This is a genomic window from Pantoea sp. PA1 (assembly GCF_056856975.1).
The window spans coordinates 313,653-327,806 of the sequence record NZ_JBXGEE010000003.1 but is presented as its reverse complement, the minus strand read 5'-3'; the positions used below and the strand labels follow the sequence as shown (position 1 = coordinate 327,806).

General features: G+C 55.8%; 9 protein-coding genes. 5 read left to right on the top strand and 4 right to left on the bottom strand.

What is annotated here, in order from left to right; genetic code table 11:
• The first annotated feature begins 58 nt into the window (after positions 1–58).
• Positions 59–1,126 (top strand): SDR family oxidoreductase, encoded by a 1,068-nt coding sequence (locus AC1V0D_RS15000; RefSeq protein ID WP_046102918.1) that lies wholly within the window; start codon positions 59–61, stop codon positions 1,124–1,126.
• A gap of 74 nt (positions 1,127–1,200) precedes the next feature.
• Positions 1,201–1,857, top strand: coding sequence for an SDR family oxidoreductase (locus AC1V0D_RS14995; protein ID WP_482907680.1), 657 nt, complete (start codon positions 1,201–1,203; stop codon positions 1,855–1,857).
• 279 nt (positions 1,858–2,136) lie between these two features.
• Here the strand turns inward: AC1V0D_RS14995 and fumA are convergent, their stop codons facing one another.
• Together fumA and AC1V0D_RS14985 are read right to left on the bottom strand one after the other, a co-directional pair.
• Complete coding sequence (gene fumA / locus AC1V0D_RS14990; protein ID WP_009093034.1) at positions 2,137–3,783, bottom strand: class I fumarate hydratase FumA; 1,647 nt, start codon at positions 3,781–3,783, stop codon at positions 2,137–2,139.
• Positions 3,784–3,939: 156 nt separating this feature from the next.
• The gene (locus tag AC1V0D_RS14985) at positions 3,940–5,448 is read right to left on the bottom strand and encodes a DASS family sodium-coupled anion symporter (RefSeq protein WP_033736769.1); all 1,509 of its coding nucleotides are present in this window, start codon (positions 5,446–5,448) and stop codon (positions 3,940–3,942) included.
• A 590-nt stretch (positions 5,449–6,038) separates the two neighbouring features.
• Between AC1V0D_RS14985 and AC1V0D_RS14980 the strand changes: the two genes are divergently transcribed.
• The gene (locus tag AC1V0D_RS14980; RefSeq protein ID WP_140029214.1) at positions 6,039–8,819 is read left to right on the top strand and encodes a flavocytochrome c; all 2,781 of its coding nucleotides are present in this window, start codon (positions 6,039–6,041) and stop codon (positions 8,817–8,819) included.
• A 63-nt stretch (positions 8,820–8,882) separates the two neighbouring features.
• Positions 8,883–9,845 carry an FAD:protein FMN transferase gene (locus AC1V0D_RS14975; protein WP_482907679.1) on the top strand — a complete coding sequence of 321 codons (963 nt, stop codon included), beginning with the start codon at positions 8,883–8,885 and terminating at the stop codon, positions 9,843–9,845.
• Here AC1V0D_RS14975 and dcuR read toward each other — a convergent pair.
• Together dcuR and AC1V0D_RS14965 are read right to left on the bottom strand one after the other, a co-directional pair.
• Complete coding sequence (dcuR, locus tag AC1V0D_RS14970; RefSeq protein WP_009093030.1) at positions 9,839–10,558, bottom strand: two-component system response regulator DcuR; 720 nt, start codon at positions 10,556–10,558, stop codon at positions 9,839–9,841. The two genes, AC1V0D_RS14975 and dcuR, sit on opposite strands and share 7 nt — an antisense overlap.
• A complete protein-coding gene (locus AC1V0D_RS14965) occupies positions 10,555–12,189 on the bottom strand; it encodes a sensor histidine kinase (protein WP_071987833.1) in 1,635 nt (544 codons plus the stop codon). The genes dcuR and AC1V0D_RS14965 overlap by 4 nt, the downstream gene beginning before the upstream one ends.
• A 304-nt stretch (positions 12,190–12,493) precedes the next feature.
• On the opposite strand from AC1V0D_RS14965, the gene mqo reads away from it, so the two are divergent.
• The gene (gene mqo, locus AC1V0D_RS14960; protein WP_009093028.1) at positions 12,494–14,143 is read left to right on the top strand and encodes a malate dehydrogenase (quinone); all 1,650 of its coding nucleotides are present in this window, start codon (positions 12,494–12,496) and stop codon (positions 14,141–14,143) included.
• Positions 14,144–14,154 lie beyond the last annotated feature (11 nt).

Genomic DNA, 14,154 nt, shown 5'->3' with positions numbered 1-14,154 from the left:
GAGATAAGAACTGAATTCTCTATTAGGCTTAGCATTACGCAAATTGAGGAGAAATCAAATGAAAAAGCACGCTTTGATTGTGGGCATCAGCGGCGTAATCGGTCGCGCACTGGCAGACAAATTACAGCAGGAAGGCTGGCAGGTCAGCGGCCTGTCACGCGGCCGTGGTGCCGTGCCAGCGGGCGCGACCAGCCTGACCGCCGATCTGACCGACGCCGATGCGGTGCGTGACGCGCTGAAATCGGTCAAACCGGATGCGCTGTTTTTCAGCGTCTGGGCGCGTCAGGAGAATGAAAAAGAGAATATCCGCGTCAACGGCGGCATGGTGCGCAACGTGATTGAAGCACTGGGCGATCGCCTGCAGGGTTCTCACGTGGCGCTGGTCACCGGACTGAAGCACTATCTGGGCCCGTTTGAAGCTTACGGTAAAGGTGCGGTGCCGGTTACGCCATTCCGCGAAGAGCAGGGCCGTCAGCCGGTTGATAACTTCTACTACGCGCAGGAAGATGAACTGTTCGCGGGCGCTGAAAAGTATGACTATCGCTGGAGCGTGCATCGTCCGCACACCATCATCGGCTATGCGGTAGGCAATGCGATGAACATGGGGCAGACGCTGGCCGTTTACGCCACGCTGTGTAAAGAGAAGGGCTGGCCGTTTATCTTCCCGGGTTCGCCTGAGCAGTGGAACGGTGTGGCGGATATGACCGATGCGGGTCTGCTGGCTGAGCAGCTGCTCTGGGCCGCCACCTCGCCTAATGCCGCTAACCAGGACTTTAATGCCGTAAACGGCGATGTCTTCCGCTGGAACTGGATGTGGCCGAAACTGGCAGAATACTTTGGTATCGAGGCCGCGGACTATCCGGCGCAGATGATGCCGCTGGAAGGGCGGATGGATGAGGCCGCCAGCGCATGGCAGGCGATTGCAGAGAAGCATCAGCTGCGTGAGGCGGATATCAATAAACTCGCCTCCTGGTGGCACACCGATGCCGATCTGGGACGTCCGATGGAGGCCTTTACCGACATGAGTAAGAGCCGCAAAGCGGGCTTTACCGGCTACCGCAGCACGCTGGACTCCTTCACCCAGCTGTTCGATAAGCTTAAAGCGGAAAAAGTGATCCCTGAGTAAAAACCTGCAGGCGCCCTATCCGGCGCCTGTTTTGTTTCCGGCATATTTGACCAGTCAATGGAGGTTCAGAACCCATGGCGAGATGTTTCATTATCGGGGCTGCGGGCAAGGTGGGTCAGCAGCTGACCCGTCAGCTGAGCAGCAAGGGGCACAGGGTGACGGCACTGCACCGCAAACCGGAGCAGGCTGAGACGTTGCAGGCAGCAGGCGCAACGGCTGTGTCAGGCGACCTTCAGCAGCTGAGCGTCCCGGAGCTGGCACAGCTGATGGCTGAGCATGATGTCGTGGTGTTTACGGCGGGGGCCGGTGGTGCCGGAATCGCGCTGACCAATGCCATTGATGGTGAGGGGCTGACACTGGCCGTGGCAGCAGCAGAGCAGGCAGATGTTCCACGCTTTATGCTGGTTTCGGCCTTTCCCGATGCAGGTCGCGGCAAAACTCCTTCAGAGGGTTTTGAGAACTACATGCGGGTCAAACGACAGGCTGATGCTGAGCTGGTGGCGAGCCGCCTGAAGTGGGTGATCCTGCGCCCTGGCACGCTGACTGACGAAGCGGGCACCGGACGGATTCATGCCGACCTGGCGATCCCCTATGGCGTGGTGCCGCGGGCAGATGTGGCGGCAACCCTGGTCGGGCTGATCGAACAGCCAGCCATTAAATATCAGATCATCGAACTGACTCAGGGCGACAGCCCGATCGATGAGGCGTTGCAGCGGTTGCAGCGTGTCTAAAAAGAATTCGATAGCCTTTTTTGCAGACCGACGCTGAAGACAAAGCAGGGTGAATCTGACAGCAGTAAATTCGCTCAGGGCGCGGGGAACGGGGTCAGAGGAGGAAAGCGTCCCGCGCCAGGACGGCGCGGGCCGAGCGTGTCATGGATGACGGCTTTTGCGTCTTTCCGATCTGACACTGTTCCCTGCGCAGGCTCGCTACCACAGCCAGCATGCCTTCCGGGATCATTGCAGAAAAAAGCCCCGATTCCGGGGCTTTTTCATAACTTAACGCATCTCTTACTTCACACATTTCGCGCAGTGCGCGCGCTCAATATGCTGGAAGAAGTCGTTACCTTTATCATCGACCAGGATAAAGGCCGGGAAGTTTTCGACCTCAATCTTCCAGATCGCTTCCATCCCCAGCTCCGGATACTCCACGCACTCCAGACTCTTAATACTCTGCTGCGCCAGCACCGCTGCCGGGCCGCCGATGCTGCCGAGATAGAAACCGCCATGCTTGTGACAGGCATCCGTCACCTGCTGGCTGCGGTTGCCTTTTGCCAGCATGATCTTACTGCCGCCGTGTGCCTGCAGCAGATCCACGTAGGAGTCCATGCGTCCGGCGGTGGTCGGGCCGAGTGAACCGGAGGCGTAGCCTTCAGGCGTTTTGGCCGGGCCAGCGTAATAGACCGGGTGATCCTTAATGTACTGCGGCAACCCTTCACCGTTATCGATACGCTCTTTGAGCTTCGCGTGCGCAATATCACGCGCCACAATAATGGTGCCGGTCAGAGACAGACGGGTAGAGACCGGGTAGGCGGAGAGCTGCGCCAGAATCTGCTCCATCGGACGGTTCAGATCAACCTGTAAGACTTCACCTTCGCCCTGCTGACGCAGCGCTTCCGGGATCAGTCGGCCCGGGTTGGCTTCCAGTTTCTCAATCCAGATGCCTTCGCGGTTGATCTTCGCCTTGATGTTACGGTCAGCGGAGCAGGAGACGCCCATGCCGACCGGGCAGGAGGCACCGTGGCGCGGCAGGCGAATCACGCGAATGTCGTGCGCGAAATATTTGCCGCCAAACTGTGCGCCCAGACCCAGCTTCTGCGCGGCTTCCAGCAGTTCCTGCTCCAGCTGCACATCACGGAATGCCTGACCATGTTCGTTGCCTTCGGTCGGCAGACCATCGTAGTAGTGGGTCGAGGCGAGCTTAACCGTCTTCAGCGTGCTTTCCGCTGAGGTGCCACCGATAACAAATGCGATATGGTACGGTGGACAGGCGGCCGTGCCCAGGGTGCGCATCTTATCCACCAGGTAATTTTTCAGCTTGCCGGGACTCAGCAGCGCTTTGGTCTCCTGATAGAGATAGGTCTTGTTGGCAGAGCCGCCCCCTTTGGCAATACAGAGGAATTTGTACTCGTCGCCATCCACGCTGTAGAGGTCAATCTGCGCAGGCAGGTTGGTGCCGGTGTTCACCTCTTTGTACATATCCAGTGCGGCGTTCTGGGAGTAGCGCAGGTTATCTTCGATGTAAGTGTTATAGATACCCTGCGACAGCGCGGCCTCATCCCCGCCGCCGGTCCAGACGCGCTGACCCTTTTTACCCATGATGATAGCGGTGCCGGTATCCTGACAGGTTGGCAGCACGCCTTTGGCGGCAATCTCAGAGTTGCGTAAAAACTGCAGGGCGACATATCTGTCGTTGTCGCTGGCTTCCGGGTCAGCAAGGATTGAGGCAACCTGCTGCTGGTGAGCCGGACGCAGCATAAAAGAGGCGTCGTGGAAGGCCTGCTGAGCCAGCAGCGTCAGCGCCTGCGGGTCAACTTTCAGGATCTCCTGACCTTCAAATTCGGCGACTGAGACATGCTCACGGCTCAGCAGATAGTATTCGGTTTCTTCGTGGGACAGCGGAAAAGGGTTCTGATAGACAAAAGGTTTGTTCGACATTTTTTCTCACTTAATGACCGGCTGAACCACCGCGAGCAGGCTGCGGGGCGCAACATCATAGGCGAATTAATCGTTTATTATCCTTCCCCGCCGCGGGTGCCGCGGGGAAGTGCAGGAATGGTATCTTATAACGCGTTGATCTGCATGTTGTATCCGTCAGAACATCCACACCATCCACGGATAGGCAATCACCATCATGGAGACCAGGAAGATAGCGCCGAAGATGGTACCCAGACGCCAGTAGTCTTTAGTCGGCAGATAACCGCTGCCGTAGTAAATCGGACTTGGGCCGGTGCCGTAAGGGGTGATGATGCCCATCACACCCAGAGAGGTACAGAGCATCAGGCAGAAGACCGGCATATTGATGCCAGGAATCGAGGCGGCAATGGTCAGCATGGCCGGTAACAGCGCAGTGGTGTGCGCGGTGGTACTGGCAAACAGGTAGTGCAGCAGGAAGAAGGCGATTAACAGGACGACGGCTGAAATCTGCGGGTCATAGCCCTGCAGCAGCATGCCACCTTCTTTACCTAACCAGGTGATGAAACCGACGCGAGCCAGACCGTCCGCCAGCGCCACCAGGGTAGCGAACCAGGCAAAGGTGTTCCAGGCGGGTTTATTGCTGGTGATGTCGTTCCAGCTGAGCACCCCTGTCCACAACATCAGGACCACGACCAGCAGTGCCGCCAGGGCGGGCTCAATCCACGAGGTCGCGAAGATCCACATCAGCAGGGCGCAGACCACGAACACCAGCAGCAGGATCTCATTGCGGGTCAGTCTGCCCAGTTTCTCCAGTTCAGCCATCGCCCATTTTGGCACTTCATCGTTGATTTTGACTTCAGGCGGATAGAACCAGTAAGCCAGCAGCGGCATGGTCAGAATCAGCAGCAGACCCAGCGGCAGGAAGGCCAGGAACCACATGCCCCAGGAGATATCAAAACCGATGATGCTTTTCACCAGCGCCAGGGCCAGCAGGTTGGGTGCCAGTGCAGAGAGGAACATTGAGCTGGTGATACAGGCGGCGGTAATGGCGACCCACATCAGATAGGAACCGATTTTGCGGGCGCTTGGGTCATTCGGTTTAGAGCCGTAGAGCGGAGGCAGGTTGGCGATAATCGGATAGATGGTGCCGCCACTGCGCGCGGTGTTCGACGGGGTAAAGGGTGCCAGCAACAGGTCAGCAAAGGTGATGGCATAACCCAGCGTCAGGCTGCGGCGACCCAGATATTTGACCAGGATCAGCGCCAGGCGACGACCAAACTGCGTTTTGTCATACCCTGCGGCGAACATAAAGGCACCGAAGATCAGCCAGACCGTGGAGTTACCGAAACCGCTGACCGCCCACTTAAAGGATTCACTGGCGACTTTGAATTTCGGATTAGCCAGCTCTGCCGGGCTGAATAGCAGGAACTGACTGAACAGCGCGATGACGACAACGCCCGTCAGGCCGATCACGGCGCCGGGCAGGGGTTCAAAGATCAGGCCGACGATGACGCCGACGAAGATGGCGAAGAAGTGCCAGGCGTAGGGTTCAAGGCCCGCAGGTGTCGGCACCAGTAACAGCAGCACGGCCACCAGCACCGGCAGAGCCAGCATGATCGCTTTCTTTTTCCCCGCACCCGCAGGTGCGGCTTTTGGGGGTTCAGTTACAGCTGAGAGTGTTTTCATAGTGTTTTATCTGCAAGTTAAGAAGAATACGATTTGCGCCCCGGACCTTCACTGATGAATTTCGTTCTTATTCTTGATAGTGTGAATAAACCGCGATGCACTGATTTTTTTAATCCGCTGCCTGAGGATTGAGCAGCATTTTTAAAAGCCTGTAAATATGATGCGATTTCTGCAAATATAAATTTTGATCCAGATCAAAGAAATTAATTCATTATTCGCGATTTTTTAACATTTATTTTCTATTTATATTTCTGCCACCGGCATTCTGACACTTTTGTGAAGCGGGTCAACAAGTAAGCAGGGCGGAAAAGCAGGAGGTTATCATATAAAGCTATGATAATGAATGAATTTATTTCAATGTAAACAAATGGTTGATTTTTGGTTACCCTTGATTAACAATAAATATAACTTTAGTTCCGCCATTCAGCAAATAAAAACTCCAGATGCTTTAAAAGTTAAATAAGTAAATTTATCGCTTACGTAAGCAAAGAAAGGCGTATATTAACAGCATGACATCGGACCACTTAATTAAGCGATAATTTGCGTCCGCTAAAAAATTTCCAGACTTTTAAATCTTGGAGTTTATCGCAATGAATACACTCACTCCCATCCTTAATCCACTGACCCTGCCAAATGGCGCCGTGTTAAAAAACCGACTGGTGATGGCCCCGATGACCACCTGTACCGGTTTCTATGACGGCACGGTCACCAGTGAACTGGTTGAATACTATCGCGCACGGGCAGGCAGCATCGGAACCGTGATTGTCGAGTGCTGCTTTATCGATAACCGCGGCCCGGCCTTTCCGGGTGCCATTGCCATCGACAGCGACAACAAAATCCCCGGTCTGAAACGCATTGCGGACGCGATCAAATCTGAAGGTTCTACCGCCATTTTACAGATCTATCACGGCGGCCGTATGGTCGAGCCGGAGCTGATTGGCGGGAAAACCCCGGTTGCGCCGAGCGCCATCGCGGCGCCGCGAGAAGGTGCCACCAAACCGCTGGCGCTCAGCGCAGAAGAAGTCGACACCATGATCACCAAATTTGGTGATGCGGTGAACCGTGCAATCAAGGCGGGTTTCGATGGTGTGGAAATTCATGGCGCCAATACCTATCTGATCCAGCAGTTCTATTCACCCAACTCTAACCAGCGCGATGACAAGTGGGGCGGCAGCCGCGACAACCGCGCCCGCTTCCCGCTGGAAGTGCTGGAAATCACCCACAAGATGGCGGAACGCTTCGCCCACAACTCTTTCATCATCGGCTATCGCTTCTCGCCTGAAGAGATCGAAGTGCCCGGCATTCGCTTTGACGACACCCTCTATCTGCTGGAAAAACTGGCCGCGCGTGGCCTGGATTATGTCCACTTCTCTGTGGGCCAGCTGCTGCGTCCGTCGATTGTGGATACCCAGGACCCGACGCCGCTGATCGAGAAGTACCTCGCCATGCGGTCGCCTGAACTGGCAAAAGTGCCGGTGATTGGCGTCGGCGGCGTTGTGAACCGGGCCGATGCCGAGATGGCGCTGGAGAAAGGCTACGATCTGGTGGCGATTGGTAAAGCCTGTATCGCCTACCCGAACTGGGCTGACCGGATCATCAACAACGAGCACCTTGAACTCTATATCGACAGCAACAAACGCGAAGAGCTGCAGATCCCGGAACCGCTGTGGCGCTTCTCGCTGGTCGACGCGATGATCCGCGACATGAGCGAATCGGGCCGTAAATACAAAGCGGGCGTTTATCAGGAAAAAGTGGAAGCAGAAGCGCTGAAGCTGAAAATCAACGTGACGCTCGACACGGACCGTATCACCGACATTTCACTGGTGCCGGATGACACCCTGGATGTCGATTTCACCACCACGTTTGAAAGCCTGCGTAACCGCATTCTGGTGGCAAACAGCCCGCACGTGGACGCCATTACCGGCGCAACCACCCAAAGTGAGGCGCTGAAAAAAGCGGTTTCACGCGCCATGACCACCTCCAGCAAAGCGCATGTGATTGAAGAGGGGGGCAACCCGAATGCACCGCAGAATTACGATGTGGTGATTGTCGGCAGTGGCGGGGCAGGTCTGGCTGCGGCGATTCAGGCGCACGACGAGGGCGCTCGCGTCGTCATCATCGAGAAGATGCCGACCATCGGGGGTAACACCATCAAGGCGTCGGTCGGTATGAATGCTGCCGAAACCCGCTTCCAGAAACTCAAAGGCATCGAGGATAGCAAAGAGCTGTTCTATGAAGAGACGCTGAAGGGCGGTCAGTTCAAAAACAACCCGGTGCTGCTGCGTGAGTTTGTGGATCTGGCACCGGAAGCGATCGAATGGCTGGCTAACCACGGCATCGAACTCAACGACATTACCATTACCGGCGGGATGAGCATTGACCGGACTCACCGTCCGGCTGACCGTTCCGCGGTGGGGGGCTTCCTGATCAGCGGTCTGGTGAAAAACATCAACAGCCGTAACATCGAAGTTCTGCTGGAGACCTCAGTCGCAGAAATCCTGTATGAAAATGGAGCGGTCACCGGTGTGAAGGTGGTCGATGAGTACAACGACAGCCGCATCCTCTACGCGAAAAGTGTGATTGTGGCGACCGGCGGATTCAGTGCCAACCGCGAGCTGGTGGTGAAATACCGCCCTGAACTCGATGGCTTTGTTACCACTAACCATAAAGGCGCTACCGGCAGCGGGATTGCGATGCTGGAGAAAATCGGCGCGGGCACGGTGGATATGGGCGAGATCCAGATTCACCCAACGGTGGAGCAGACCACCTCTTATCTGGTCTCTGAATCCATTCGCGGCGGCGGGGCTATCCTGGTCAGCCAGGCGGGCAAGCGCTTCTATAATGAAATGGAAACCCGCGACAAAGTCTCGGCGCAGATTATCGCCCTGCCTGAGAAGAGCGCCTGGATTGTGTTTGACGAACAGGTGCGGATGAATAACAAAGCGGCCGACGAGTATATCGCTAAAGGCTTTGTCATCAGCGCGCCTACCGTGGCGGAGCTGGCGGTGAAACTTAACATGGGCGAACATCACACCCTGGAAGCGACACTGGCCCGTTACAACAACTTTGTTATCCAGCAGAAAGATGAAGATTTTGGTCGTCAGACCGCGCTGCGTCACCCGTTGAGTGAAGGCCCCTTCTACGCGATTCGTATCGCGCCGGGTGTTCACCACACCATGGGGGGCGTGACCATCGACACCACGACAGCGGTGCTGGACACTCAGAAACAGGTAATCAACGGTGCCTGGGCCTGTGGTGAAGTGGTTGGCGGTATCCACGGCGCGAACCGTATCGGCGGGAACGCCGTCGCCGATATCATCATCTTTGGTATTCTGGCCGGTGGTAACGCCGCCGCTTACGCCCGACGTTAACGGTCCTCCCCGGCATCCGCCTCTGGCGGGTGCCGGTTTTCCCTTTCTGAAGCAGAGTCGCCTATGTTAACTGAAGCGCGTGTCTATGCTTACTCCGCCATCCTGATGGGATCGCCCATCCTGCTCAAACTCTTCGAAGACAATCAGACCCTGGCCGCACAGGTTTTCCGGCTTATCAGACAGCAGGAGAATCTCTTCACCGTGAACCGCGCCGCCTCTGAGGTGATGGCGATCAACCATGCGGCAGGGCAGCATCCGGTGGTGGTCAGCCAGCCGGTGTTCGATCTTATCGCCTGCGCGCATGCGGTGAGCCTGCTGCCAGACAGCCTGTTTAATCTGGCGATTGGTCCACTGGTGAAGTGCTGGAAAATCGGCTTTCAGGGGCACAGCGTGCCGTCACCAGCGGAGCTTCAGGCTCGCAGGGCGCTCATCGATCCTCATGAGGTCATGCTTGACGCCGACGCCCGCAGCGTAATGCTGGCCAGACCGGGCATGGAGATTGACCTGGGGGCCATCGCCAAAGGTTATATCGCCGATCTTGTGCAGGCCTTTCTGCGCCAGCAGCAGGTCAGCCATGCGCTGATCAATCTGGGTGGCAACGTGCAGACCGTGGGGGCACCCCCTGATGAACAGGGCTGGGCAATCGGCCTGAAAAAACCGTTTGGCGCAGCCGACGAGCTGATCGGCGTGATTGGCGTGAACAATCGCTCCGTGGTGACATCCGGCATCTATGAACGTTACTTCGAGCTGAACGGGATCTGTTATCACCACATTCTGGACCCGCGCACCGGGTATCCGCTGGATAACGAACTGCTGAGCGTTACCGTGATTTCTGACCGGTCGCTGGATGGCGATATCTACACCACGCTGCTGTATGGTCTGGGCGTGGAACAGGGCATTGCCTGTCTGGCGGACAAACCGGGTATCGAAGCCCTGTTTGTGACCCGCGACAGGCGGGTCATCTGTTCGTCACAACGTCACTTTTCATTTCAGCTGCTGGATGACGACTACCGGCTGGTTCACTGACAGTACTGTTTGAGCAGGGTGTGATATTCCGGCTGCAGTCGGTAGCGGTAGACCGGGCGACCGGTGACGCCATAGTGAATGCTGGTGAACAGAATATTGATCTGCGCCAGCCAGATGAGGTATTTGCGGCAGGAGACGCGGGAGATATTCACCTCGGTTGCCAGCTCGTCGGTCGAGAATTCGGTCCCCGGATGGGCGTCGATCCACAGGCAGAGCGTCCGCAGCGTCTGCGGCGTCAGTCCCTTCGGCAGGCGTTTCTGTTCGCTGGCCCCCGGCGGGTTGCCATGCAGAAGCTGGTCCACGTCTGACTGCTGGTAAAACTGATGATTATCCATCAGCGACTTCTTCTGTCGCCAGCCGGTGAGCGCCTCTTCAAACCGGGCAAACTGGAAAGGTTTGATCAGGTAATCGACCACCCCGTAGTTAAGTGAGGTTTTGATGGTGGCGGCATCGGCAGCAGACGAGATAATAATCACGTCAACAGGACGGCCTGCGCTGCGCAGCTCCGGGAGCAGGTCGAGACCGTTTTCCTGCTGCATATAGATATCCAGCAGAATCAGATCCACCTGCGGCTCGGCCTGGGCCAGCCGCTCTTTCGCCTGCTGTAACGTCGAGGCCGTTCCGCAGCAGGTAAATCCCGGGATCTGCCCGATATAGCAGCGGTTCAGCTCCGCGACCATGGCGTCATCATCGACAACTAACACATTAATCATTGGGTAATCATTCCTCTCTCCCACGGAAGTTGTACTAAGAATTGGGTAAAGACGCCGGGTTCTGACTCGACGCTGACGCTACCCCCCAGGCTTTCGGTCTGCTGTCTGACCAGAAACAGTCCGACACCGCGATCCTCACCCTTTGTGGAGACGCCCCGTTCAAAGATGGTGTTCAGCTGCGCGGCATCAATGCCGGGACCATCATCACTCACTTCGCAGGCTAACCAGCCATTCTGATAGTGCAGCATGAGGTGGATTTCACCCTCGGTCTCCGGATCCAGCGCCTCAAGCGCATTCTCAATTAAATTGCCCAGCACCGTAATCAGCACCGCGCTCTGCTCCTCACTGCCGCAGTCGGGCAAAAAACTGGCCTCATCGATAATCAGCTGATGGCCCTCATCGGTAACCCGGTTGATTTTACTGAGCAGGAAACCGGCAATGATCGGCGATTTGATCTTCTGCAGCAGCGAACCGATCTCCGTCTGATAGGCGTTGGCGGTTTTGAGAATGTACTCTTCCATCTGCGCATAGTTTTTCATATGCAGCAGGCCCAGAATGACATGCAGCTTATTCATGAATTCATGGGACCGCTCACGCAACGCATCCACATAGTTTACCATGCCGTCCAGACGCTGCATCAGCTGGCTGATCTCGGTTTTGTCCCTGAAGGTGGTCACCGCCCCGATAATCCGGTCACGGCTGCGCACCGGTACGGTGTTGGTGATTAGGATGCGATTTCCCAGCGTCAGCTCTTCATCATACCAGGCTTTCCCGGCATGCAGCGCATCCTGCTGGTGGCGGTGCATCACGCTCTCTTCAGCAATCAGATCGCCGCTGGCTGGCGTTTTCTGCGTGGTCTCATGCAGCAGTTGCTGCGCGGCCTGATTGATCAGGCTGACGCGGGAGTGATCGTCTACCGCGATCACCCCCTCTTTGATGGAGTTAAGAATGGCCTGGCGCTGCTCAAACAGACTGGAAATCTCGTGTGGCTCCAGGCCCAGCAGGATGGTCTTCAGCCGCCGGACCAGAATCAGGATACCCAGCAGCCCGACCACGCCGCCAAACAGGCTGGTCCAGACGATGTTCCAGCGGCTTTTCGCTATCTGCGCCGCCACATCATTCAGCGCAATGCCGATCGCCACCACGCCAATCTGCTGATGCTGCGCGTTAAACACAGGCGTAAAGACCCGCAACGCTTCCACCAGCACACCATGATTGACCGCCACATTCTCCCGACCGCTCAGGGTGGGATAGATATCGTTACCGACAAAGTGCTTGCCGATCACCGCAGCATTGGGATGCGAAAAGCGAATGCCGCGCATATCCGTCACCACCACAAACAGCAGGCCGTTGCGTTTACGCGCCGCCTCGGCCAGCGGTTGAATCTGGCTGCTGCCGTCAGGCAACAGCAATCCCCGCTGAATTTCCGGGCTGTCCGCCAGCGTTCGGGCGACCGCCATCGCCTTATCTTTCAGGTGCGACTGGGCAAAGTTATCGATCTGAACGAAATAGAGCAGATGGACAGCCAGCAGTACGGTGAAGATAACCGCGGTCATCATCAGTGTGGTCAGGGTACTGAGTTTCATGGGTCGTTTCGTCACGGCGTGTCGGTTCTGTGGTTGGCTTGTCATAGGCTTTCAGTACGGATGGGAGATCGCCGGGAAACATACGCTAACTCGCCGCATCAGTACAGTTTTAGCGGCCTGACCGCCGTCGGTTTCAGTAAGAATATTTGTGTTAGGGGATTGTATAATTCAAAGGACACCCTTAATGTGTGGTTAAAATAATCGCTCAATAAAGTAAGCCTTTTGTAATTAAATTAAGGCTAAATTGCTATTTTTAATTTTATAACTAATTTCGCATTAACTCGTAAATAACATTATTTTAAACTTTGAGGACTTTTTTTAACCAGTACGGTCCGAGCTGTAGATTAAAATGATGAATTCACAAAAAGTTATTCCCGCGCTGTCTCTTGCGGCCCTGTTAGTTTCATCCGCACTTCACGCTGAAACCTCACCAGAAAAAACCGATGTTCTGTTAATTGGCGGTGGCATCATGAGCGCCTCCATGGGCACCATGCTGGAAGAGCTGCAGCCTGGCTGGAAACAGATCATGGTTGAGAAGCTGGATGGCGTGGCGCTGGAATCCTCAAACGGCTGGAACAACGCCGGTACTGGTCACTCTGCCAACATGGAGCTGAACTACACACCTGAGCGTAAAGATGGCTCTATCGACGTGTCCAAAGCGCTGGAAATTAACGAAGCCTTTATGGTTTCACGTCAGTTCTGGACCGCACAGGTCAAAGAGGGCGTGATGCACGATCCGCGCTCTTTCATCAACTCTACACCACACATGAGCTTTGTCTGGGGCGACAACGTCGACTTCCTGACCAAGCGCTATGCTGCACTGCAGAAAACCGCGCTGTTCCAGGGCATGAAATTCTCCACCGATCACAAGCAGATCGAACAGTGGGCGCCGCTGGTCATGGAAGGTCGTGATCCGCAGCAGAAAGTCGCCGCAACCTGGACCCCGGTCGGCACCGATGTTAACTACGGTGAAATTACCCGTCAGCTGATCGGCAGCCTGAAGAAGAATAACAACTTCCGTCTGGAAACCTCATCTGAAGTCACCGAGTTCAAGCGCAACGGCGACAATTCCTGGCACGTCACCATTAAAGATGTCAAAAATGGCAGCGAGCGCGCGGTCGATGCGAAATATGTCTTTATCGGTGCTGGTGGCGGCGCGTTGAAGTTACTGCAGAAAACCGGCATCCCGGAAGCGGACAACTACGCGGGCTTCCCGGTTGGCGGCTCGTTCCTCGTGACCGAAAACAGCGCGATTGCGAATCGTCACCTGGCGAAAGTCTATGGTCAGGCTTCCACCGGTGCACCACCGATGTCTGTTCCGCATCTGGATACCCGTTATCTGGATGGCAAGCGCGTCGTGCTGTTCGGACCGTTTGCGACCTTCTCTACCAAGTTCCTGAAAAACGGCTCGCTGTTTGACCTGCTGAGCACCACCACGACCCACAACATCGTGCCAATGACCGATGTCGGTATCGATAACTTTGACCTGGTGAAATACCTGATCGGTCAGGTGATGCTGAGTGATGAAGATCGCTTCGACGCGCTGAGAGAGTACTATCCGGACGCGAAGAAAGAGGACTGGAAACTGATTCAGGCCGGTCAGCGTGTTCAGATCATCAAGAAAGATGCTGAGAAAGGTGGCGTGCTGAAACTGGGTACAGAAATTGTGACCGATCAGCAGAAAACTGTCGCAGCCCTGCTGGGTGCCTCGCCGGGCGCGTCAACCGCTGCTCCGATCGCGTTAAGCGTGATGCAGAAACTGTTCCCGGAAGAGTTTAAGTCAGCAGAGTGGCAGGCCAAGATCCACAAAATGATCCCTGGCTACGGTCAGAAGCTGAACGACAACGTGCCGTTGCTGCAGCAGGTTTGGAATGACACTGCGGCAACCCTGCAGCTGACCACGCCGCCTGTGATCAACATGGATGGCAAATCAGCACCGGCGCCAGCGGCTCAGCCTGAGCAGGCAGCGCCTTCAGCCAAACATGACATGGCGCTGTAATCGCGTCCTGA